The organism is Mesorhizobium sp. ISC15 (genome assembly GCF_037162615.1).
Classification (GTDB): domain Bacteria; phylum Pseudomonadota; class Alphaproteobacteria; order Rhizobiales; family Rhizobiaceae; genus Mesorhizobium; species Mesorhizobium mediterraneum.
This window is the reverse complement of sequence record NZ_JAVSPX010000001.1, coordinates 6,539,345-6,562,771: the sequence shown is the minus strand read 5'-3', so window position 1 is coordinate 6,562,771 and position 23,427 is coordinate 6,539,345. Positions and strand designations below refer to the sequence as shown.

Here is a 23,427-nt window from a genome sequence, read left to right as displayed (position 1 = left end):
CGCCATAGCTTGGAGGGCTGCTTTCTCCCCCGCTATGCGGTCCTTTTCTGTCCACTCGACGCTGTGAGGGGGGCGTCCTTGAGAAGATAAAAGGCATCATCGATCACGAAACCGTCGAGGCCTGCTGCCCGGGCATAAGCTAGCAAGTCGCTTGCACGATTGATGAAGCCCGCACCGTTGAAGTTCAGCGATGTGTTGCAAAGAACGCCGATTCCGCTTTTCGCCTTGAACGCGGTAAGCAGTTGAAAGAGGTGCGGGTTCTGCTCCTGCGAAACAGTCTGGGCCCGCGCTGTGCCGTCAACATGAGTGACGGCTTCCAACCGGCTATCGAGAACCTTCTGGAAAAGAAGCATATAGGGCGAAGGCCGTGCCAAGTCGAAGTGGAGCGCGAGGTCCTGCTCCAGGCAAACCGGCGCAATCGGGCGGAAACCCTCCCGGTTTTTGATGCGGTTTAGCCGCTCATGGGTTGTCTTTGAGAAAGGCGCCGCGAGAATTGACCGGTTACCGAGCGCCCGTGGCCCGATTTCGCAATTCCCCTGTACCCAGCCGATCACCTTGTCGTCGAGCAACGCCGAAGCCACTTGGCCGTAGTCGAGTGGATGGACCTCGAGTCCGGTCCGGTCGATCTCGTCAAGAACGAAAGGCTGGCCTGAATAGACGTTCCACTTGATCTTTGCATTGCCGGTGAAATGCCGCATAGCGTCGACCGCGGTTCCGATAGCCGAGCCTGAATCGTTAGCGCATGGTGGAATAAAAACGTCGGAGAAAAGATTCGTTTCGAGCCATCTGCGGTTCCACTCACAATTTAATCCGCACCCGCCGGAAATCAGCAGCGGGTAACCCTTTGTCAGGTTCTTTTTCGCAAAAGTGTGGAACGAATCGAAGATGGCGTCCGAAACTCGCCTGGCGAGGTTGGTGAACTTCTGATGGGTTACGCCGATGTTGTAGTATGGCGAATTCCGCAGATCCTCCTTGGGCAAGGGGCACACATCGCTTGCAAGCAGGAAATCGATTAGCGCCCGCTCGTCCTGGTCAGGCGATCCGGTCTGCCCATAGGCGCAAAGCGACATTAGCTTGCCGGGGTCTTCGTTGCGCGCTCGTCCTGCGCTCGGATCGGCGAGCGCATAAAGGAAAGCATATTTGTATCCAGGATTCGCCATCACTTTTCCCCGATGCACGACCTGCAGGTACTCATCGATTTCATAGAAATCGCCGCACCACCCTTCCCAGATCAGCGCGTAACAGGGCATCCGGGCGGGGAATGGCGACATACCGTAGGAGCCCCAGAGATGGGAGCGCTCGTGCGTCGAGGAATAAAAATGCACCTTGCGGCCGAAAATGGTCCTCTCGCCGACTGCATCCGATCCCTGAGCTATGCCGTAGTATCCTACTGGGTCGTGGCCGAATCCTGTGTGCCACCCACCGACGGCAATGATATCCGGAATGGCGTCCAGGCGCCCAGCGGCTTCGAGAATAGTCGTCGGGTTAATGGTCGAATATCTGGGAAAGCTATCCTTCTCAGCCTCGAATGAATAAATCAGCTCGGCTGCTGATATGTCCAACGCTGCAATTGTGCCATCATGGCCCGGTTTGAACGACATTACTCTCATGTTTCTATTACTCCCTGGGCGCAATGCCACTTATCTCCACGAAACTCCTTAATCAGCTCTGCGCGAGTTTGGTGTTGCAGTCTATTTTTACACGTTGCGCGCACGACGAGACCTCCACGTCATTACTTACCACACCCATCTATAATTGATAAATGCCCCTATCCTTAAGTTTGTGCTAAGTACTTTTGAAGAACTATTGTGACATATGAAGGCTTCGCTTCTATTTGTTTACAGTCCTTTTGGCAATCGAGGCGTCGCCGGGGGGGGCGAAGATGTCGGCCGCACTGCACCGCTCCGCAACCTTTGCGCCGAAACATGTTCTGGACATGGTGTCCTGTTCCTTCGACAAGGCTGCAATGACATGCCGAGTTACAGGGTCGGTGGTTCGAATTCCTTCAAGGCAGGATGTTGCGCCCTATCCGACCCGGATACATGGGTAACAGATTGTAGTGCACCCCGATTCTGAGACACGAGAAGGGTAACAGTTCTCCATTAAGGAGAGCTGATGAGGAAAGAAGACCCCGGGCGGCGGTTCAGTCGCGAATTCAAGATAGCTGCGGTGCAACGCATGGCTGCGGGCGCCAAGGTGAGCAAGTTGGCGCGGGAGCTCGGCATCTCTCGCAAGGGTCTCTATCAATGGCAGAAGCAGTTTCGTGCAGGCGGGCCTGCAGCTCTGCGCGATGGCGTGGGTCCGCTGCGAGCGGCACGCCGGCTGGGTGAGGCGCATGACCCGGGCGGTGCAGCGCCGGCATTGCCGTTGGAAGCGCTTGACGAGCTTTCGAAAGCATTGGCTCGGATCGGCGAACTGGAGCGTCTCGTCGGACAGCAGGCGGCCGACCTCGATTTTTTTCAAGAGGCCTTGCAGCACGTCGGGGAAGCGCACCAGCGGAGCGGCGCGCCTGGCGGGACGACATCTACGCGGTCATCCAGTCGATGATGGTGTCCGGGCTGCAAGGCATGATCGCGGTCGAGCGGATGTGCGGGCTGGCTGGCGTGAGCCGGTCAGGCTATTACCGGTACTGGCAGGCCTCTTCGCCACGCCGCGAGGAAGCAGGCTTGCGCGATGCCATTCAACGCCTGGCGCTGGCGAACCCATACTATGGCTATCGCCGGATTGCCGTGCTGCTGGGCCGGGAAGCCTGGCATGTGAACCACAAGCGCGTGCTGCGCCTGATGCGGGAGGACAACCTGCTTTGCCTGCGCAGGGCCGCTTTCGTGCCGATGACGACGAATTCCAGGCATGGCTGGCGGATCGTGCCCAATCTGGCAAGAGGCCTCGAATTGGCGGACATCGACCAACTCTGGGTCGCCGACATCACCTATGGTGCGCCTCGTCCCGGATGGTCCGGGGTGCATATGACTGGAATGCATTGAGAAAGGAGGATTTGAAGAATGCCCTGCTCCCTGCTGTGAGGGGGCAAGAGCCCAAGCGGCGGTGACCTGTCGTCAACTGGCAGGGTGACGTAGCCCGCAGGTAAAGGGAATTGAGGCGAAGCCGTTACGCCGAGATGGTTCCCGAGGCTGTAGCACTGGAAGGTTGAGGAACACGAACCGGTTAATCCGCATCCGAGGGCTGAAATGTCGCCTTCGCCTACACGGCTTAACAGGCGAAATGCTGATGAGGTCGCCGGAGACGTATGTCGGCGGCATCCGAATGTGGGCGTACATGTAGGTCGCCTGCAGGGAGCCATGGGAGAACACAGCCAGACCATGGCAGCGGCATCGACTTGCGGGACGCAAGGACAAGGACTGCGACCGGCAACCTCCCCAGTGCGTGGAATGTCCAGCATATGAACGAGGGAAGGCATGATGGAATGCCCACGATGTTCTGCGTCGCAAGGGAGTTGACCCTGATGTCCATCATGCTGGCGGAGTTCCCGTAGTAGTCCGCGGCAGGGAAAGCCTGCCACATGGCGAAGGGGAACAGTTCAATCTGCTTGGAGTGCAAATTACCTGACCAAACGAGGTGAAGACCTTTGAGAATCAGCGAAATGCAGCACAAGCTCGCAACATGGGCTGAAAGCGATCCGAACCGGCGGTTCGATCGTCTTCTTCGGCTCATTGCCGATCGGGAATGGCTTGCCGAGGCCGCCCGGATCGTTCTGGCGTCAAGTGGCGCCCGGACGCCGGGCATTGACGGAATGGATAAGCAACGCATGCAGGCCGGGCTGGATCGCCATCTGGTCGACCTGCGGACGAACCTGCTGAAGGGCACCTATCGCCCGAAGCCGGTCAAGCGGATCTATATCCCGAAGGCCAATGGCAAGCTACGACCACTGGGTATACCGACCCTGACAGACCGCATTGTCCAGCGCGCCATGCTGATGGCCATGGAGCCGATCTGGGAAAGCGACTTCCATCGCCTGTCCTATGGCTTCCGGCCGGAACGCAGCGTGCACCATGCCGTTCGTACCGTGAAGTTGCAGCTTCAGGATGGCACGGATACGACGAGGGGCCGCTGGATCATCGAAGGTGATCTGGCAAGCTACTTCGACACCGTTCATCACCGGTTGCTTCTGCGATGCGTGCGACGACGGGTGCAGGACGGACGGTTTGTTGATCTACTCTGGCGAATCCTGAAGGCGGGCCACATCGATCGTGGTCTGTTTACGGCGTCCAGCGAGGGTGTTCCGCAAGGCGGCGTGTTGTCGCCGCTCCTGTCCAACATCATGCTCCACGAGTTTGATGCGTGGCTGGAGGCGAAATACCTGAACCGGAAAGCCCGCAAGGATCGCTGGGCATGGAACTTCAGCATTCAGCAGGGACGCCCCATAACGGTTCGAGAGAACCGGCAATGGAAACCTGCGATTGCCTATTGTCGCTATGCCGATGACTTCGTCGTCATCGTCAAAGGGACGAAGGCCCATGCCGAGGAAATCCGCGAGGAATGCCGGGCCTTTCTGGAAGACCGCCTGAAGCTGACGTTGAATATGGAAAAGACCCATATCACCCACGTCGATGACGGGTTCGTCTTTCTGGGGCATCGGATCATTCGCAAGCGAGGGTCGAACGGGCACATGTCCGTCGTCACGACGATACCCAAGGAAAAGGCCAAGGCGTTTGTTCGCAAACTGACCGAGACCCTTTCCGGCAATCATGATGTTGGCAAGGTCGACATGGTGGACCGCCTGAACCGCCAACTGGCGGGATGGGCGGCCTTCTACAAGTTCACCGACTTCACAGCACGCACCTTCCGGCACATCGACCATGTCGTGTTCTGGAAACTGGCGCACTGGCTGGCGCGAAAATATCGGTCACGCATCAAGCCCTTGATGCGGAGCTGGTATCGAGCGCCGGATGCGGGCAAGGCAAAAACCTGGCTCGTCTACGGACGAAGTGAACGCGGAAACCGTGTCGGCAAAGCGCTGCGCCGAATGGTATCGAGTCCCAAGGCGCAGTTCCGATGGCGGAACCCGGAGATCAATCCATACATCTTCCGGAGCGAATCTCGCAGCACCGTCACCTCAAACTATCATGATGTTGCTATGGCCATGGGCCAAAATTGAATAGAGAGCCGTATGCGCTGAAAGGTGCACGTACGGTTCGGGGAGGAGAAGCGCAGCAGCGCTTCTTACTCCACTCCACCTCGCCGAGGAGTTCGCCTATCTGGCTGTCGTGCTCGATGCTTTCAGCCGCAAAGTCATCGGTTGGGCACTGGCGATCCATCTCAGGGCTGAACTGGCGATCGAGGCGCTCGACCAAGCGATTGCGGCGCGCAGGCCGGCACCGGGATCCATCATCCATCACAGCGATCGCGGCGTGCAATATGCCTGTGCCGAGTACGCCGCACGACTTGCGGCACACGACATCCAGCCGAGCATGAGCCGGGTAGGCAATCCCTACGACAATGCCAAAGCCGAGCGCTTCATGCGAACGCTGAAGGAGGAGGAAGCCGACGGCAGAGCCTATCGCGACATCGACGATGCAAGGAACAGGATCGGCGAATTCATCGACGCCGTGTACAACAAGCAGCGCCTACATTCGGCGATCGATTATCAATCCCCGGATGAATATGAATCCGGCCTAATGCGATTGCGGTGGGAAGCCCCTGCGGCAATCTCAGAAACGGAGAACTGTTACTGATCTCTGTCTCACCCGAGGGGTGCACTTCAATAGGTGACAACCTCGTGCCGAACGGGTTGTCGATTGGTTGCAATGTCCTCTGCTCCAGGTCGATGTATCCGAGATCGTAGTGCATGAAGCTCAACAGCCAAATACCGTCGTCGACCTCGGTGATCCCGAGCCTTTGTCCGGCGAGCACGGTGGAGACGTTGATCTTCTTCCTGTGCATGCAGATGCGGCCGCAGGCGGTGACGAGTGCGTCGCGATCGTGAAAGGGGTATTCCACCTCCGGCAGGCCTTCATAGGCTCTTGAAGAGGGCGTGTAGATTTCGGCCGGCGCCTTCATGGCGAGCGCTTCGTGCGGTCTTTCCTCATTGAACTCGTTGACGAAAGCCTCGGACCTCGCCTGCTGCTGCAGGATGTTTGAGCCCGCCGGCCGGGTCGTTTCCTTCTTCAGCGTCAAATGCATGCGCTCGTGACGGCCGTTCTGCTGGGGTGGCCGGGCCTGATGCGCTCAATGGTGATGCCGAGCCTGAGCCAGAAGACCGACAGCCTGGACAGGTTGTAGAGGCCGTTGGGCGAAGCGAAAGGCAGGCCGTTGTCGCTCCTGATGGCGGCAGGCAGGCCGCGTTCCCTGAACAGGCGGATGAAAGCCCCGATGACCGTGCCTTCCTTCGTCGATTCGAGCGCTTCGCAGGCGAGCAGGTAGCGCGAGGCCGGGTCGGTGACCGTCAGGGGGTAACAATAACGACCATCGCCCAGCCGGAACTCGCCTTTAAAGTCCGTGCACCACAACGCGTTGGGCACTGCCGCCTGTGATAGTTGCGTGCCCTCGGCCGTGAAGCGCCGCCGCTGACGGGCGCGCTTCACAAGGCCGTGACGATCGAGCACGGCATGCACCGCGCTCTTCGAGCGTATGCGGACATCGCCGGCGAGCCTCCTGATCAGCAGCTTCCTGATCTTCCTGGCGCCCCAGTGCGGCTTGTCCTTCTTGGTTGCCACGATCGTCCGATCGATCTGATCGGGCAGTTGGTTGGCGTAGCGCACCGGCCGCCGCGAGCGGTCGGTGAGCGCCTCCAGGCCATCATCCTTGTAGCGGTTGAAGATCTTGTAGCCGGTCTTGTGCGAAATCCCGAACTCCCGGCACACATCGCTCATGCCTTCGCCGTCCAGAAGACGGGCCAACACAATCTGCCGATTCCGGATGGTTTCGTCAAATGCGTTGAAGGCACCGATGAGCGAGAGAGGTGTCGATCGCCCTGTTGACACGTCGCTCTTCGTCGGTATGCATGTTCTGACACGTTTCGGTGCAACGCACATCTGCATCAAGCCGTCGCCGCGGCCGTGGTAAACAGGCCCGGTCTGGCCCGCAAATCCATCTCACCCATGTCTTTCATCGCCGCTCCCTTGCGATGATACTGCTGCAGTCCGGGTGGACCTTCTGACCATCCAGGCATGGCTAGGGCGTGCGCATGTCGCCACTACCCATCGCAACGTCGCCGCCTACATGCTGGACTGACAAGGCGGATGTTTCCGGCACCCACGCCGCTCATTTCCATCCAAAGATGCCGGACCGCGATTGTTGGAGCGCATCTGAGAATAGGTGCATGGCTGGATGAAAAACTTCTGGCGCACGCCGCCACATATCGAAGTCAGACAAATAAGAACGGATTAGCGCCCGTGTCGCGCACAAGCGCTATCAGGCCGTCCGGACCTTTTCTAAAGCCGACCGGTCCGTATCGCCACATAGACCTTGCTTCGGCAGGAATTATCGATCGCAACGCACGGATCGTCTCGGCCCACGCGAGGCCGGTAACAAAATTGTACCAGAATCGCGCAGCAAGGACCGAGGCCGACGACCTCCGCTGCAATGGCATCCAACTCGCCCTACCCATATGTTACAATGGTTCTTCACAAGTATTAGCAAAAATTTCGAATAAGTGTATTTACCAGTTTCTCGTTCGCTGTATAATCACGTTCGCTGTATAATCAATTGCGTATTTCGGAGCATAAAAGTCCATTTCGAAAGAATATCATAGTAGCCGAACATGAGGAAGGTTATCGATGTGAGTCCGATGCGCTGCTTTCTATGCCGGATGCTCCGCAGGCCGTTTGACGTCTGGCTGAACCCGATTCTGGCCAATTGATGAATTTCCTTCTTAAGGGCTTAAAGCTGCGCTCCATTCTTGAGCTTGGGACGTCCTATGGCTATTCGACAATCTACCTTGCCGAGGCAGCGCGCGCGAATAGCGGGATCGTAAAGACTTGCGATTTTGATGCGGAAAAGCAAGTCTTAGCGAACGACATGCTGAGACGAGCCGGACTGGAGGGCCATGTTGTTTCCGTTCGGAAGATGCAATTGAAGTGATCGAGGGCTTAGACGGAGAAATCGAGTTCTATCTGATCGATCTCTGGAATAGTTATTATATTCCAGTGTTTGACGCACCTAATCCAAAGCTCGCTCCGCTGACTTACGTCATCGCCGACAACGGATCCGGTCGCTGGTGAGAGTTACCGCCAACACGTCCGCCTGAGGAAGGGCATCGAGTCGATCGTCCTGCCTATAGGTTGGGGCTTAGAGCTTTCGATGCGGCGTGCATGCAGCTGATTTGTTCTGTCGCAGCGAAATAACAGAATTGCTGAGCGGGATTAAAGAATTTCGCGCAGACAAGCGGCATTGCGTCCAGGGAGTAATAGAAACATGAGAGTAATGTCGTTCAAACCGGGCCATGATGGCACAATTGCAGCGTTGGACATATCAGCAGCCGAGCTGATTTATTCATTCGAGGCTGAGAAGGATAGCTTTCCCAGATATTCGACCATTAACCCGACGACTATTCTCGAAGCCGCTGGGCGCCTGGACGCCATTCCGGATATCATTGCCGTCGGTGGGTGGCACACAGGATTCGGCCACGACCCAGTAGGATACTACGGCATAGCTCAGGGATCGGAGCTTGTCGGCGAGAGGACCATTTTCGGCCGCAAGGTGCATTTTTATTCCTCGACGCACGAGCGCTCCCATCTCTGGGGCTCCTACGGTATGTCGCCATTCCCCGCCCGGATGCCCTGTTACGCGCTGATCTGGGAAGGGTGGTGCGGCGATTTCTATGAAATCGATGAGTACCTGCAGGTCGTGCATCGGGGAAAAGTGATGGCGAATCCTGGTGAGAAATATGCGTTCCTTTATGGGCTCGCCGATCCGACATTCACCTTGCCCAAAGGAACGCGTATCGAAGACGCAGGCAAGGTAATGGCGCTTTGCGCCTATGGGCAGACCGGATCGCCTGACCGGGACGAGCGGGCGCTAATCGACTTCCTGCTTCCAAGCGATCTGTACCCTTTGTCTAAGGAGGATCTGCGGAATTCGCCCTACTACAACATCGGCGTAACCCATCAGAAGTTTACCAACCTCGCCAGGCGAGTTTCGGACGCCATCTTCGATTCGTTCCACACTTTTGCGAAAAAGAACCTGACAAAGGGTTACCCGCTGCTGATTTCCGGCGGGTGCGGATTAAATTGTGAGTGGAACCGCAGATGGCTCGAAACGAATCTTTTCTCCGACGTTTTTATTCCACCATGCGCTAACGATTCAGGCTCGGCTATCGGAACCGCGGTCGACGCTATGCGGCATTTCACCGGCAATGCAAAGATCAAGTGGAACGTCTATTCAGGCCAGCCTTTCGTTCTTGACGAGATCGACCGGACCGGACTCGAGGTCCATCCACTCGACTACGGCCAAGTGGCTTCGGCGTTGCTCGACGACAAGGTGATCGGCTGGGTACAGGGGAATTGCGAAATCGGGCCACGGGCGCTCGGTAACCGGTCAATTCTCGCGGCGCCTTTCTCAAAGACAACCCATGAGCGGCTAAACCGCATCAAAAACCGGGAGGGTTTCCGCCCGATTGCGCCGGTTTGCCTGGAGCAGGACCTCGCGCTCCACTTCGACTTGGCACGGCCTTCGCCCTATATGCTTCTTTTCCAGAAGGTTCTCGATAGCCGGTTGGAAGCCGTCACCCATGTTGACGGCACAGCGCGGGCCCAGACTGTTTCGCAGGAGCAGAACCCGCACCTCTTTCAACTGCTTACCGCGTTCAAGGCGAAAAGCGGAATCGGCGTTCTTTGCAACACATCGCTGAACTTCAACGGTGCGGGCTTCATCAATCGTGCAAGCGACTTGCTAGCTTATGCCCGGGCAGCGGGCCTCGATGGAGTCGTGATCGATGATGCTTTTTATCTCCTCAAGGAGGCCCCCGTTACGGCGTCGAGTGGACAGAAAGGACCGCTTAGCGGAGAAAATATCCGTCCGCCGGTGCTTTAAATTACCCACATCTTTTGCGCTGGTTGAAGTTCGTGTGATTCCCTATCTGGCATCTAATCGCGGAGCGTCAGGTGCATGGACGAAACCCGTAGATGCGTGGTTTGACGAAGGACTTGCTGGTTTAGTTATGCGGATGAGCACCTCGGCCCGGCTGCGCCAGTTGCAAGAGCGCATGGGAGGTGCCGTGGGCGCAAGGATTGTATGCGTCAAGTTCTGCAAATCGGGCGACCATAGTGCTGGTCATGCGGTTTGGCGTAGAGCGATCCTTGTGCTCGCGCAGATCGTTGGCCTCCATCCAGTTTTCGTTGGTTTCGATAAACGCCCTGACCAGACAGCTTTCGGCGCTGGCGAAGATGCGCACGACGTATGCGCGGCGCCTGATTTCTTCGTCGTGGCGCTCCAGCATGTTGGTGGATTTCAGATGCTTATGGTGCTGGCTCGGCAGGCGGAAGCGTGTTGTCGATGGTCTCCTCCACCCAGGCAGTCAGCCGCGGATAGCGAGGGGACACAAGCCATGCGGCGAGATCGGCCTTGGCGAGTTCACGCCGGTCATAGAGCCAGCGCATCCCGGCAGGCAATCGTCGGCGTGCTTCCTCGGCAGATGATCGAGTGCGTTCCCGAGGAAGTGTACATAGCAGCGTTGCTAGGCTGCTCCGGGAATCACCTCGCGGATCGCCGTGACCAAGCCGGCATGATCACGTCCACAATGATAGTGAATAGGCCACCTATTCAAGGCAGGCCATGACTTTAGCTTGTACGCCGCATGACCTTTTGGACGCTTGCGAACTCGCGGTATGCGGGCCTAGATCACTAAACACTGCCGCGGAGATACCTCCAAGGCCACATCACTTTACCGGGCAATCACCACCATGAGACACTCGAAGAAGGTTGTTATCGTTACTGGCGCTACGTCGGGGATAGGGAAGGCCATCGTGGAGGCCTTCGCTGCGACAAGGGCGTCAGTCGTATTGGTCGGCCGCGATCGAGAGCGGGGCCAACGAGCCTTGGAGGCGGTTCACAAACTCAATTGTCAGGCCGAATTGATGCTAGGCGATGTGGCTGACTCGGCCTTCGCCGACCAGGTAATTAATTCTACCGTAGAGCGGTTCGGAAAGGTCAGCGTCTTGATCAACAGCGCAGGCATCATCCGGCGTGGAAGCGCCGTCGATACGACGGATGACGATTGGCGTCAGACATTCGACGCCAATCTCAACGGTGTGTTCTACTTTAGCCGCGCCGCGGTGCAGTCTATGAGGAGGACCGACGGCGGCAGCATTGTCAACATAGCCTCGAATGTGGGGTTGGTTGGCTGTTCCAATCTGGCTGCCTATTGTGCGTCGAAGGGCGCGGTCGTTCTGTTGACACGCGCCATGGCCCTTGATCACGCCAAAGAACAAATCAGCATCAACGCCGTCTGCCCTGGCGCGGTCGATACGCCCATGCTTGTGTCGGCACATAGCAAGCCAGTTAACGTGAACGCGGTCCTTCAAAGGAACGTTGATTCAATACCCCAGGGCCGCGTGGCGACTCCGAAAGAAATTGCGAGCTTGACGTTGTTCCTCGCGAGCGAGGAAGCCAGGCACATCACGGGCGTTGCCGTTCCAATAGATGGCGGCTTCACGGCAGGATAGGAGGAATTTTTGGGGAATCGGCTATCAGGTAAAGTCGCCGTCGTTACCGGCGGCAATCGAGGCATAGGGCGGGCGATTGCCGAGAGGCTCGCTGATGAAGAGGCGATGGTTGTCGTCGGCGATTTGATCGACGAGCGCTCCCCTCCTGTCAGCAGCGTCGAGAGGCTCTCGTTTATGTCTCTTGACGTCACGAAGGAGGCGTCAGTTCGCGCATTCGTAGACGGAGTCCTTCAGAAATTTGGCAGGATCGACGTACTGGTCAACAACGCTGGTATTGTCGTGCATAAGTCCATCGACGAGCAGACCGTTGAGGATTGGGACCGACTTATGGTGGTCAACCTACGCGGTCCGTTCCTAATGGCCAAGTATGTGGCCCCGGAAATGAGACGGATCGGCGTGGGCGCGATCGTCAACATTGGGTCGGTCGAGGGCTTTATAGTCAACCCTTGGCATACGGCCTATGCCGCCACAAAGGCCGGCGTGCATGGTCTCACGCTGGGCTTGGCAGTTGACCTTGGGCCCGATGGTATACGCTGCAATACTGTGTGCCCCGGCTGGATCGATACCGACCTGAATCGCGCCTACGTCGAGCTCCACCCTGATCGAGACTTGGTCGAGCAGGAATTGTCACAACTTCACCCTGTAGGAAGGATCGGCACTCCAAAGGATATAGCCAATGCGGTCCTATGGCTCGCGAGCGAGGAATCCAGCTTCGTTAGCGGTGAAATGGTTAGCGTGGACGGGGCCCGAACCAAGAAGATATCCCTCCCATCCATCTTGGACGAGGAGTATCGGGCCAAGCTTACGAAGCCGAAGCCCTAGTGGTGCGTTGGGCGACTTCGAACGGGTTGCGATAGCGGCTGTCGCCCGGCTGAAAGCCTTCCTTTCCTGATGCTTGTGAGGCTATCCGGCGGCCATGAGCACCTGAGCACCGCGGTGCTGGGTCAAGCTTTCGATGGGGAGACGCGATGATATTCTTCGAGGAGGAGTTTGACCTCCTCGATGCCTTCATCGGTGAAGGCCAAGATCCCGTCGTCATCATTGGCGCCGTACACCCAGATGACGCCGTCCTCGGGCTCGAGACCGAGGGTCAGTTCCTGGATGAGCGCTTCGCTGACGCGAGGTCCCTGGTGACAGGTTCGACGGTGTAGACGTGATGCACCTTATTGCGCTGCATGATCAGGCCGCAGCTGGTTGGGGCCGAAGTTTTGCGGATCTCCAATTCCATGGCAGCAAATCATCGATCCGATGGGCCGGATAGGCGGGCAGTCGGGCGAGGACGTCGGCGAGCCAGGCCTGCGGGTCGATATCGTTCACCTCGGTGCTGACGATCAGGCTGTGTCGCATTGCCTCACGAAACTTGTTACCGATCGGCTTCGTTGCCTCACCTGAAATGTTACCCGCGAAGTCACATTCCGGCATGATGCCCTTGCCATGAGGGAGGGATCATGAAGACGAAGATGACGCATGCCATGCGCAAGGAGCTCGCCAATATAGTCAGGGATCGCTACGCGGCCGCAACGAACAAGGACAAACGCCGGATCTTGGAGGAATTCATCGCGGCGACAGGATATCACGAAAAATCAGCGATCCGTGTCCTGAACAGCTCGTCGGAGCTGAAGCGTCGGCAGTCTCGTCAAAGGCCCTCGATCTATGATCACGCCGTTCGAGGCGCCTTGATCGTGCTGTGGGAAGCGTCTGATCGAGTTTGCGGCAAACGCCTGAAGGCTTTGCTGCCCATTCTCCTGTCTGCGTTGGAACGGAATGGGCATTTGAAGCTCGAGGAGGAGTTACGCGACAAGGTCCTGTCGATGAGCGCCGCCACGATCGACCGCTTGCTCCAGATGCCGAGACGCACGGGCCGTGCGAAAAAGCCGAGAGTTGTGCCAGAGCCGCGACGGCGCATCAAAATGCGCACCTTTGCTGATTGGAACGAGCCGCTTCCCGGCAGCATGGAAATGGACCTGGTGGCTCATTGCGGGGAGATCAATCGCGGCAGCTACGTTCACAGTCTGGTTCTGACCGATATCGCCAGCGGATGGACGGAGGCTGCGCCCATCGTCGTTCGAGAAGGCACTCTCGTAGTTGAAACGTTCGATCGTATTCGCGCGGGCCTACCCTTCGCTCTGAAGGCCCTCGACGTGGACAACGGCAGCGAGTTCGTCAACAACAAGCTGATCGAATATTGCCTTGCATAGCGCGACAATCTGGGAGAGAGGTGCGCATTGCCTCGTCGAAAATGTTCCTGAATGTTCAACCGTTGCCTCACATAAGTTGCTCCCTACCGAGGGGTAAGAGCAGGGGCGACTATGGGACGGCTGAGCATGGCGACAAGGAAAGAACTGACGACGGCGGTTTCAGAGCGCTATCGTGCTTCGACGCGAGCGGAGAAGGCGAGAATTTTGGATGAGTTCGTCGTCGTCACGGGCTTTCACCGCAAGCACGCGATGCGGCTGCTACGACGCCGTGAGGGGCCGTTTGCAGGCCGGCGAGCGCGGCCGCGGATTTATGATGAAGCGGAACGCAATGCGCTCATATTGCTCTGGGAGGCGTCCGACCGCGTCTGCGGCAAGCGGCTGAAAGCGTTGCTGCCCATCCTTCTCGAGGCGATGGAACGGCACGGTCATTTTGACCTAGCGCCCGAAATCCGGGGCAAATTGCTGGCGATGAGCGCGGCCACGATCGACAGGACGCTGGGACCGATCCGAGAAGGCTTGGGACGTCCCCGACGACGGCCTGCAGCGCAGGCCCTGCGACGGAGCATTCCCATTAGAACGTCGGCGGATTGGGACGATCCAGCGCCAGGCTTCGTTGAGGCGGACCTCGTGGCCCATAGCGGCCCTTCGGCTCGCGGCAGCTTCATCCAAACCCTCGTGCTCACCGACATCGCGACCGGCTGGACGGAATGTGCGCCGCTGCTGGTTCGCGAACAGACGCTGTTGAGCACGGTGCTCACAGAATTGCGCAAGCAACTGCCCTTCGCGCTTCTCGGCCTGGATACGGACAACGACACCGTTTTCATGAACGAGACATTGAAGGCCTATTGCGCCGCCGCCAACATCGTCTTCACGCGCTGCCGCCCCTACCGCAAGAATGACCAGGCCTTTGTCGAGCAGAAGAATGGCGCCGTGGTGCGTAGGATGGTCGGATATCGTCGGTTCGAGGGGCTGGAGGCCGCCACGCTGCTAGCGAAGCTCTACCGGTCAGCGCGGCTGTTCGTGAACTTCTTTCAGCCATCGTTCAAGTTGATCGCGAAGCAGCGCGACGGCGCGCGTGTGCGCAAGACGTATAGTCCGCCAGCTACGCCGCATCAGCGTCTGGTTGCCGACCCTCGCACCTCAGATGCAGTCCGCTCCCGTCTGCAGGAAATCTACGCCGGGCTCGATCCTGTCCTGCTATTGCGCGATATCCGTGCCGTGCAGGAGCGACTCGCTGCGGTTGCCGATACTCCGCCGGCCATGCGCCCTGACGGAACAGCTCAGCCAATCGACCTTTTCCTGGCGAGTTTGCGGACTGCTTGGAAGGACGGAGCTATCCGGCCGACGGATCGCCCGATTGTGAAAGCCAAAAGGGGGCGGCGGCGTCCTGACCCTCTCGTCAAGGCGACTGCGGACTTACGAAATTGGTTCGAAGCCGAACCATGGCGAACCGGCAGCGAACTTCTGTCACGACTGCAGGCCGAGTATCCCGGCGATTACCCGGACAAACTGCTTCGAACGCTTCAGCGCCGGCTAAAGGTCTGGCGCAGCGAACAGGCGGACGCGTTGCTGTTTGGCCCCTTGAACAAGGAGCCGCCGATCCTGGAGATCGCAGGGCCACACTGAGGCGCCGTGGCGCTCGCTAAGGAGGCCGGGCGCTGCGAAACCCCGGCCATCTCCGCGCCCGGCCTCCTTAGCCCAAGCCGGGAGCAAAATGGATGAGGCAACGCTCGAATCTCGAGGAACATCGTTACGTGAGGCAATACGCGCTCTCACTTTGATTGCCGCGCCGCAGCCTTGGTCACGGCATCGAACTCACGCGCTCGCGGCCCTACCGCAAGAACGACCAAGCGTGGATAGAGCAGAAAAATGGCGCCGTTGTGCGGAAGCTATTGGGTTATCGGCGCTTCGAAGGCTTGGCGGCGGCCCGGGCGATCACGCGTCTCTACGCCGCATCGAGGTTGTTCGTGAACTTCTTCCAGCCATCGTTCAAGCTGGCTGCGAAACATCGCGACGGGGCGAAGGTGACAAAGCGTTATCATCCGCCACAAACCCCCTGTGAGCGTCTCCTGCAAGCGGAGGGTGTCCCGATGGCTACCAAGAGCAAGTTGCGCGAAATCGCCGCCAACCTCGATCCGTTAAAGCTTCTGGAGGAGATGCGTGCTGTGCAGGCTCATCTGGCAGCATTGGCAGACGGCGAAGTACCGCCCCCGACGACATCCGAGCCGCCTAACCTGGCGGCATTCGTGGCAAGCCTATCAAGCGCCTGGCACGCCGGCGAAATCCGTCCGACATTCTCCACCGAAGCAAAACCGCTATATCTGCGAAGCCTCCAAAAGGTCTCAACACAAGCTCCTATTGCGGGTCCGTCCGCCGCGCCCAAGCTGGCGATCCCAACCGCGACCGCAGCGCCGCCAACGAAGACATCGGAGAAGCCAAAGCCGGTCTACGCCGAACCTGGCCAAGGTCGGATCCAGGCGCTCCGCATGGCTTGGCCGATCGCGTGTCGCCGATTGGAGGAGTTCCCCAACATTAACGCCATGCAGCTCTTCGACGAGTTGTGCGTCCAGTTCCCAGGCCGATTCACCCGCAAGCAATACAAAACCTTCGCCCGACGCGTCGCTGTCTGGCGCGAGGCTGCCCGCGCGCGTGGCGTTGTCATCGGACCCAAGACGTATCGTCTACTCAGCGACAAGCCGCGTGGCCGACGTCCCGATACCTTCAAGGATCATTGGGAGGAGATGACGCACTGCCTGGAAGAACGCCCGGATCAGACCGCGCTTGAACTGCTCGTCGAGTTCCAGGTCCGCTACCCGGGGCGATACAGCTTGCGACAGCTTTACACGCTGCAGAAGCGAGTGAGAGCATGGCGACAACAAGCAGTGCAGCGACTCATCGGCGAAGCAAATATCCTACCGTCATATACTGATCTGAACCCCGCATGCCGGGCGAGCCGGTAACGTCCTCGATGAGGCAAGCGGTAACAACGGCAGCGCGCTGTCCGCCGCGATCGGAACCGCAGAACAGCCAGGACTTTCTGCCGAGAGCGATGCCGCGCAGGGCTCGCTCGGCTGCATTATTGGATAGGCAGATCCGGCCATCGTCGAGGAACCGGGTGAAGGATGACCAGCGGCGCAGCATGTAGTTGAAGGCCTTGGTCAGGTCGTGCCCGCGCGAGAGCTTGTCGCGCGTCTCGATCATCCAGCGCTCGAGCTCGGTGACCAGCGGCACGCTCCGCTCCTGGCGCACGGCGTGGCGTTGGGCCGGCGACAGGCCGTTGATCGCGCGCTCGATATCGAACAGGGCATCGATGCGCTTCACGGCTTCAACCGCTAGCGGGTAGACCAGGTTGGGCTTGTCGCCGCGCGCCTTCTTGCGCGCCGCCGCTTCGATATCAGCCAGCTCGAACACTTTGCGCCGGCTATGAGCCCAACAGCTGGCTTCCAGAACAGGCGTCGGCTGACGACCCGTCGCATAGAGCTCGCCATAACCGCCAAAGGCATCGGCCTGCAGAATGCCGCTCCAGCCGGCGAGATGCGCCGCGGGATGTTCGCCTCGACGATCGCGGGAATAATAGAACACCGCCGCCGGCGGATCGGCGCCGCCGAACGGTCGGTCATCGCGCACATACGTCCATAATCGGCCGGTATCAGTCTTGCCCTTGGCCAGGACCGGCACCGTCGTGTCGTCGCCGCGCAGACGTGAAGCGGCCAGCACATGGGCTTCGAGCCGCTTGAACAGCGGCATCAGCGCCGCGGCGCCGGCGCCGACCTGGTCGGCGAGCGTCGACAGGCTGAGCGGCACACCTTCGCGGGCATAGCGTTCGGCCTGGCGGTTGAGCGGCTGATGCTGTCCGAACTTCTCGAACAGGATCATCGCCAGCAGGCCGGGACCGGCCCAGCCGCGCGGGGTGGCGTGGAACGGCGCCGGAGCCTGGCTGATCGCCTCGCAGTCGCGGCAGGTGAACTTCTCCCGCACATGTTGGAGTCACCTTCCATTGCCGCGGCACCACCTCCAGCGTCTCGGTGATGTCCTCACCCAGCTTGCGCAGCCGATGACCGCCGCAGCAGTGGCAAGCTGTCGGCGCCGGCTCGACCATGCGTTCGCGCGGCAGATGCTCGGGAAATGGCTGGCGCGCCGGTCGTTTGCGCACATAAGGCGCCACCTCGGTGGTCCGGGCCGCGGCCTGTTCGGCGGCGATCTCGTCTTCCGTCGCCGTGCTCTCGAGCTCCTCGAAGGTGAGCTTCATTTGGTCGTGCAGGCGGGCTGAGCGTTCAGAACTCTGACCATGCAGCGCCCGCTGCAGCTTCCGGATCGTCAGATGCTGATGCGCGATCAGCGCCGCATCATCCGATGCCTTGGCCCTGGCGACCGCCAGTTCGGCCTCGACCAGCGCAGCGCGCGCCGCCTCGTCTTCGGCTCTGGCCAACGCAGCGGTCAGCGCTGCTCTCAGCGCGCCGATATCGTCCGGAACAGCATCCTGGGCGGTGGCAACCATGCCCTGGAGTGAATCATAAAATGCGTCCGCTGACTCGCGAAAAATGGCAAACTCAAAGAAAAACTCAGCCCGCGCGCTGGGGGCGGAACGTGTGACGCGGGTTGCGCCAATCGATGCCGTCGAGCAGGTAGGCGAGCTGCGCCGGTGATATGGAAACCGTACCGTCCGCCGGCCACAGCCATAGAAACCGGCCCTTCTCGAGCCGTTTTGCATACAGCGACATGCCGAGCCCATCATGCCAGATAATCTTGATCAGATTGCCGCTGCGGCCGCGGAAGACATAAAGATCGCCGGCATGCGGGTCCCGGCCGAACCTCTCCTGAACCTGCAGAGCGAGGCCTTGCATCCCGCGACGCATATCGGTCCGGCCGACCGCCAACCAGATCCGCACCTGGCTCGGAACCGGGATCATGAAACACCCAGCGCCTTCACCATCGCCGCCGCCAGTGTCGGCGGTGTGCTCAGTGGAATCCGCAACCGCGCCTTGCCGGCGATCTCCAGCTCGATCACCGCTGGGGATGCCGCCGGTCGCGAAACGGCGACAGGCTCATCGGGAGCCACGACAACTTCGGCAAAGCCCGTCTCGCGGGCTCTGACCGTGCGGCGCCACTTATAGATCAGGCTGGTCGCGACATCGTACTGACGCGCCACCGCCACCACTGTGGCCCCGGGCGCGAATGCCGCGGCCAGTATCCGGCGCTGATCCGCTTCACTCCAACCACGCCGCCGTTCCGGCCCGGTCAATAACGTCACATGGCTCATGCTGTGCTGCTAACTACGCTCGTAAGGACGACCTTAAGAGCGCAGCCTCGCTATCGTAACATGCTCGCGCAAGGCGGCCCTCGCCGGAGGCGTACTGTGAGGCGACACTCTCACGCTATCATCAGCTCGAAACGCTGCATCCCTAACCATTGCCGTCGCACAGGGCTCAAGCCGAATACCCCATCTAAACATCTAATGATTGCTCGACTGCTGCAGCCATGTTGAGTCGGGAAGCTGGACCTGTTGCAAATATCCGATTTGCGCAACTCAATGCTCGTGCGCGACGTGAACTGAATGAACTGGTGTATGTTCATGACTCACACCATAGTGGTGGAGCTGGTGGTGCAAACGCTGGTGGGCAAGCTCCAGCGCAGCCCGCATACGCGCCTGCTTCGCCTCGCTGCTCCTCGGAGCCAGTGTGTCCAAATATGCGATTGATCCTTCAATCTGCGTAAGAACCGCTACCGCATCAGAGGTCGCAAATATAGGGTGTTCGCCTACCTCGATGAATACGGCACTTGTGTGGGCTGCGATGTCCGTGTGGCGGTTGGCCACGCTCCCACGAACCCGAATGGCCACCCAGCAGGATTTCGTTACATGCAATGAGCATTGGCCGGAGAATGACAGCCTGTCGTATTCAAACTGATCGACGACTAGCCCATTGCTGACTACCTCAACGGCTCTTGATCGAACGCTGACTGACTCAATCTCCCAATGAATTTCAACTTTTCCACCCCCAGCTGGAAGAGAAATCTTCCCTCCTGGACGTCGTCCCTCGACTGTCACATTAACCAGGGGGCCGACCGTAACAAAAGTGTCGCCGTGTCGAATACAATCCATCCAGTTCTGATAGGTGAAGTCAAAAACGCCTAGATTGGCATAGGTTCGAATGCCTCCGAGGAGCGAAGCCGCGTCCATCTTGTCCGAACCTCCTACCAGCGGGAGGTGGTAGCCTATGTTGAGAAATCGGTACCAGTCAGCAAGTGCATAAGCGCTTATCTGCCAACGCCTCGGATTGAAAGTCATGATTTCGAGCGCGTCCACCAGGCCGAGGACGATATCTGCGGCACGCTCTGCCTGCGGATTCGGTGCGTGAGGCATCACCACTAAGCCCCCTTGCTGGCGACAACGTTCCGCCCACCCCGCCATGGTAGTTTCAAGCGGGTCTCCGATAGCTGACTCGTCCGGGCCGCCGGTGCACAGAGGATCGATCATCTGCCCCTCATATCCGAGGAGGGATATGTGTCCTAAAACCTGTTGGCGGTTCTCGGTACCAACACGCACCAGAAATTCACCATCCCCACCGAAATCCTTTGCGCCGAGGGTCGTACGACCGTCAAAGTCGCCGACGTTGCTGAACATTTCACCCCATTGGCTAGCAAGCAAATTGACGACATTCACACCTTCTGCTTGGCCTTCAAGCAATGCAGTCTGGGGGCTCAGGAAGTGAACGTGGGTATCGGAACTTACCCATCCTCGTTCGCGCCAGTGAAGGACTCTGTCCAACTCGAAGGTGATGCTTTCAGTTTCCTGGCCGATCTCAACAATGCGCCGTATGGACTGTATTTCGAATCCTTTCGAAATCTCAACAAAAACAGTGCCGAATGGGAGATCAATCGTACACTGCCCGTTGACGTACGCATTTTGGTTCAAGCCGTTGGCAAATTCGGCGAATGAGTCCTTGAAAAACCCAGTGTTGACTTTGCGATGATGGCCTTTGGGAGGGAGATACTCACCATCAGGGCCATGAACGTGAATTCTCGCGGCTACACGAACGTTTGTGCCCTTCTCGACAATCAGAAACTTAACAGGTTTGGTGGCCGGTGCGATCGGCAGCGCTTCCAACCGGCGTGGGTTGAAGGCGGCAGAAGCGTCTTCCAGCGACCGAAGCTCTTGCGCCAGCAATTCGCCATCTTCCGTCCGCAAAAATATTCGAGCATCTGGATGAGCGGAATACTCGATTATGATTTCAGATCTAGACACTCTAGGTTGGACATCGTGCAGGTCGCTCAGCCATTCGGACACGCTATAGTCGAGCACCTGCCGGGCTGAAATGACCGTCCCTAGGTCGATACCGATTTGATCCCCGCGATCATCGGTATCCAGTTCCCCCACAGTGTTGAGGCTCACTCCGGTAGGGAGTCGCATCCTAAGTTTTTTCCGGGCCTGAAGGCGTAACGGATGTTCCTGAAGCTGCGTTGTGCTAATCGCGTAAATCAGAGAGGCTTCCAATTCCGCCCGCAAACGCAGAGCGACCACCTCTTTATCCGGGTGCTCGTTCGGCAGCGCATAAAGCCATAGATTCTCTTTCTGATAGAGACGTCCGGATTCCGTACGAGACTCGGCCGTACCATAGTCAAAGCGCGGACTCCGCCCGACAGCTATGTCTTCGCCATGAGTGGCGTAGACATGGGGTCCTTGGGCGGGCACCGCCGCGAACGGGCTAGCCCCCCAACATACATGACGTTGTTGGATTCCGAACCGACGGTGGATCGGTACGTCGATCTCAGTGCCATCGGCATATTGGATAAAATATGTGGAAACCAAGTCACCTACCGCGTTACCCGCAATCGATTCAGCGCTTGGGTTATAATTTGAAGCGGTATCGCCGAATCCGGCTGGAACCATGTCTGGACGGTCGGCGACAGCTTGAACGAACATCACGTAGCTGCATGCCGTTGGTTCAATCCTCACGATCGTATCCGGATCACCGTGGCGGAGCATCAGAACGTCCGGCCCATCTGCGTTTCCGAATAGAAACGGTATGCCCCGGAGAGATTGAAGCCCCGCCATCGAATCGCTCCAGCCGCCATCTCTCGGCCTCCTAGCGAAGCCACCCTCCAAGTCCTTACGCCGCGCGTTGAAGTGGTCATCTAGGCCCAGTGTCTTGAAGTGCTCTGAAGGGGGCGTTTTCATGAAGGTAAGTCCGATCGGGCGTCCATTTCGGGTCATAATCCTTAAGGGAAAACCTCTGCTTAATTATGGAGCTTGTCCCATCGCGAACGGCTGTAAACTTTGGAGTTGGCCCGGTAGGCGAGACATCGGTTAATTCGCCTCTAATTTAACCGAGACCAGGCCCGACCCAGGCCGGTACCGCAGCGCGGCACTGCTGCGGCGAGACGCCGTTGAAAGTTCTGAAGCACTTTGCGAAGTGTGAAGGGGACAAAAACCCGCAGGCCATTGCGATATCGATAATGGGCATGCTTGTCCCTTCGATCAGGCGCTTGGCATGATCTACACGGATTCGGAGATAATGGCGGACCGGCGGCATGTGCACGTGTGCTGCAAACAAGCGTTCCAGTTGGCGCCGTGACACGCCAGCCCGATGTGCAACCTCGCTCATGGTCAGCGGGCACTCCACATTCTCTTCCATGATCCGCATAGCCATAAGAAGCTTATCGCTTACACCGGCAAAGGCGAGACCCGATGGCCCGGTCTGGCGATTCGAACCTGATCGCTGACCTTCGACGGTCGCGTGGCGGCAAACCTCCTGTGCGGTAAACCCGCCCACATGGCTGGCGATCAGATCGACTGCTAAGTCGAAGGCTGCCAGTTCACCCGCGCATGTCGAAAACTGCCCATCCTTGACGAAGAGGGCGTCGCGGATCTGCGGCTGCCTGAACACTTCGGAGAACGCGGCCAGCCGCGACCAGTGAATCGTGCAGCGTGTGCCTGCCAGAAGACCGGTCTGCGCGAGCAGCCACGTCGCTGTTCCAACCGCGGATATTGGAACCCCGCGGCGTGCGATTGAGCGCAGAAAGTTGTTGAGCTGCGGACTCAGCCGCCGTCCCACCGGCTCACCCGAGACCACCGCCAGATGATTTGGCCCCCGGTAGCCCGAACAGGAATACAGTTCGTCTATCGTTACATCAACGGTGGCCAAAATGCCGCTCGCACCCTCGACAGAACGGGCGTCGAGTCCTGCGATCCGCCACCGGAACAGCGTTAGCCCCGATACCGTATTGGCGATGCGGAACGGTTCGATGAAGGCATGAAGCGCCAGGTGCGAGAATCCCGGCAATACCAGAACCACTAGCTCAATTGGTCGGCCACCATTCGCCGGATCGTCCGGCGGGGTGAACGACTTCATGGCATTCATATTGGGGGGTGCGTTCATCAGGGATTCATCCATGCGTTTCGCAAGGGGCTAACCGAGGTGTTCTCGAACCCGAAGAAGCCTGGCGCAATTTCGGCTATTGCTGTGGCGAGCGCTCGTGGTGAAGCAGGCAGACAGATCCATCCGCCCTGCCGAGCCCGGTCGACACGATCTAGGCGAGGTGCCGTCCACTTCTCGACTGACACGCCCGCCGTGTAGACATCGTTCCTCACCAGAGCCATTTTGTGTTAT

17 protein-coding genes and 5 pseudogenes are annotated in these 23,427 nt (G+C 58.7%); 13 read left to right on the top strand and 9 right to left on the bottom strand.

Annotated elements, in window-relative coordinates:
* Positions 1 to 32 precede the first annotated feature (32 nt).
* Positions 33 to 1,640: a carbamoyltransferase C-terminal domain-containing protein gene (locus tag RPG13_RS31500; RefSeq protein ID WP_337126826.1), complete on the bottom strand. Its 1,608-nt coding sequence runs from the start codon at positions 1,638 to 1,640 to the stop codon at positions 33 to 35.
* Between the two features lie 475 nt (positions 1,641 to 2,115).
* Between RPG13_RS31500 and RPG13_RS31495 the strand changes: the two genes are divergently transcribed.
* From RPG13_RS31495 to RPG13_RS35035, 4 genes and pseudogenes are all read left to right on the top strand, one after another.
* The gene (locus tag RPG13_RS31495) at positions 2,116 to 2,547 is read left to right on the top strand and encodes a transposase (RefSeq protein WP_337126825.1); all 432 of its coding nucleotides are present in this window, start codon (positions 2,116 to 2,118) and stop codon (positions 2,545 to 2,547) included.
* Complete coding sequence (locus RPG13_RS31490) at positions 2,544 to 2,984, top strand: IS3 family transposase (protein ID WP_337126824.1); 441 nt, start codon at positions 2,544 to 2,546, stop codon at positions 2,982 to 2,984. Before RPG13_RS31495 ends, RPG13_RS31490 begins: the two co-directional genes overlap by 4 nt.
* A gap of 617 nt (positions 2,985 to 3,601) precedes the next feature.
* Positions 3,602 to 5,116, top strand: a complete 1,515-nt coding sequence (gene ltrA / locus RPG13_RS31485; protein WP_442921375.1) for a group II intron reverse transcriptase/maturase — start codon at positions 3,602 to 3,604, stop codon at positions 5,114 to 5,116.
* Positions 5,117 to 5,213: 97 nt separating this feature from the next.
* Positions 5,214 to 5,693 (top strand): annotated as a pseudogene (locus RPG13_RS35035) (IS3 family transposase); the annotation flags it as partial.
* A gap of 28 nt (positions 5,694 to 5,721) precedes the next feature.
* On the opposite strand, the pseudogene RPG13_RS31480 reads toward RPG13_RS35035, so the two are convergent.
* Positions 5,722 to 6,878, bottom strand: a pseudogene (locus RPG13_RS31480) (integrase core domain-containing protein); the annotation flags it as partial.
* Between the two features lie 913 nt (positions 6,879 to 7,791).
* Between RPG13_RS31480 and RPG13_RS31475 the strand changes: the two are divergent.
* Positions 7,792 to 8,040: an O-methyltransferase gene (locus RPG13_RS31475; RefSeq protein ID WP_337127086.1), complete on the top strand. Its 249-nt coding sequence runs from the start codon at positions 7,792 to 7,794 to the stop codon at positions 8,038 to 8,040.
* A gap of 342 nt (positions 8,041 to 8,382) precedes the next feature.
* On the top strand, positions 8,383 to 9,990 hold the full coding sequence (locus RPG13_RS31470) for a carbamoyltransferase C-terminal domain-containing protein (protein ID WP_337126822.1): 1,608 nt from the start codon (positions 8,383 to 8,385) through the stop codon (positions 9,988 to 9,990).
* Positions 9,991 to 10,230: 240 nt separating this feature from the next.
* Here RPG13_RS31470 and RPG13_RS31465 read toward each other — a convergent pair.
* A pseudogene (locus RPG13_RS31465) lies at positions 10,231 to 10,687 on the bottom strand (transposase); the annotation flags it as partial.
* A 172-nt stretch (positions 10,688 to 10,859) separates the two neighbouring features.
* Here RPG13_RS31465 and RPG13_RS31460 point away from each other — a divergent pair.
* From RPG13_RS31460 to RPG13_RS31450, 3 genes are all read left to right on the top strand, one after another.
* Entirely contained in the window at positions 10,860 to 11,621 is a 762-nt protein-coding gene (locus RPG13_RS31460; protein ID WP_337126821.1) for an SDR family NAD(P)-dependent oxidoreductase, read from the top strand.
* A 9-nt stretch (positions 11,622 to 11,630) separates the two neighbouring features.
* Positions 11,631 to 12,443 (top strand): SDR family NAD(P)-dependent oxidoreductase, encoded by an 813-nt coding sequence (locus RPG13_RS31455; protein WP_337126820.1) that lies wholly within the window; start codon positions 11,631 to 11,633, stop codon positions 12,441 to 12,443.
* A gap of 146 nt (positions 12,444 to 12,589) precedes the next feature.
* Entirely contained in the window at positions 12,590 to 12,772 is a 183-nt protein-coding gene (locus RPG13_RS31450) for a hypothetical protein (RefSeq protein WP_337126819.1), read from the top strand.
* A gap of 28 nt (positions 12,773 to 12,800) precedes the next feature.
* Here RPG13_RS31450 and RPG13_RS31445 read toward each other — a convergent pair.
* Positions 12,801 to 12,977, bottom strand: a pseudogene (locus RPG13_RS31445) (transposase domain-containing protein); the annotation flags it as partial.
* 92 nt (positions 12,978 to 13,069) lie between these two features.
* On the opposite strand from RPG13_RS31445, the gene RPG13_RS31440 reads away from it, so the two are divergent.
* The 3 genes from RPG13_RS31440 (at position 13,070) to RPG13_RS31430 (ending at position 16,779) form a co-directional block, all read left to right on the top strand.
* Positions 13,070 to 13,819 (top strand): integrase catalytic domain-containing protein, encoded by a 750-nt coding sequence (locus tag RPG13_RS31440; protein WP_337126818.1) that lies wholly within the window; start codon positions 13,070 to 13,072, stop codon positions 13,817 to 13,819.
* A 111-nt stretch (positions 13,820 to 13,930) separates the two neighbouring features.
* Positions 13,931 to 15,445, top strand: a complete 1,515-nt coding sequence (locus RPG13_RS31435; protein ID WP_337126817.1) for an ISNCY family transposase — start codon at positions 13,931 to 13,933, stop codon at positions 15,443 to 15,445.
* Between the two features lie 155 nt (positions 15,446 to 15,600).
* Positions 15,601 to 16,779 (top strand): hypothetical protein, encoded by a 1,179-nt coding sequence (locus RPG13_RS31430; protein ID WP_337126816.1) that lies wholly within the window; start codon positions 15,601 to 15,603, stop codon positions 16,777 to 16,779.
* A 7-nt stretch (positions 16,780 to 16,786) separates the two neighbouring features.
* On the opposite strand, the pseudogene tnpC reads toward RPG13_RS31430, so the two are convergent.
* A pseudogene (tnpC, locus tag RPG13_RS31425) lies at positions 16,787 to 18,197 on the bottom strand (IS66 family transposase); the annotation flags it as partial.
* Between tnpC and RPG13_RS31420 the strand changes: the two are divergent.
* Positions 18,108 to 18,329: a hypothetical protein gene (locus tag RPG13_RS31420; RefSeq protein WP_337127105.1), complete on the top strand. Its 222-nt coding sequence runs from the start codon at positions 18,108 to 18,110 to the stop codon at positions 18,327 to 18,329. The pseudogene tnpC and the gene RPG13_RS31420 overlap by 90 nt on opposite strands.
* Positions 18,330 to 18,381: 52 nt before the next feature.
* Here RPG13_RS31420 and tnpB read toward each other — a convergent pair whose 3' ends face one another.
* From tnpB to RPG13_RS31400, 4 genes are all read right to left on the bottom strand, one after another.
* Positions 18,382 to 18,696, bottom strand: a complete 315-nt coding sequence (tnpB, locus tag RPG13_RS31415; protein ID WP_442921374.1) for an IS66 family insertion sequence element accessory protein TnpB — start codon at positions 18,694 to 18,696, stop codon at positions 18,382 to 18,384.
* Between the two features lie 29 nt (positions 18,697 to 18,725).
* Positions 18,726 to 19,079 carry an IS66-like element accessory protein TnpA gene (gene tnpA / locus RPG13_RS31410; protein ID WP_337126814.1) on the bottom strand — a complete coding sequence of 118 codons (354 nt, stop codon included), beginning with the start codon at positions 19,077 to 19,079 and terminating at the stop codon, positions 18,726 to 18,728.
* Positions 19,080 to 19,346: 267 nt separating this feature from the next.
* Positions 19,347 to 21,773 carry a CehA/McbA family metallohydrolase gene (locus RPG13_RS31405; RefSeq protein ID WP_337126813.1) on the bottom strand — a complete coding sequence of 809 codons (2,427 nt, stop codon included), beginning with the start codon at positions 21,771 to 21,773 and terminating at the stop codon, positions 19,347 to 19,349.
* Positions 21,774 to 22,140: 367 nt separating this feature from the next.
* The gene (locus RPG13_RS31400; RefSeq protein WP_337126812.1) at positions 22,141 to 23,211 is read right to left on the bottom strand and encodes a GlxA family transcriptional regulator; all 1,071 of its coding nucleotides are present in this window, start codon (positions 23,209 to 23,211) and stop codon (positions 22,141 to 22,143) included.
* Positions 23,212 to 23,427: the final 216 nt, after the last annotated feature.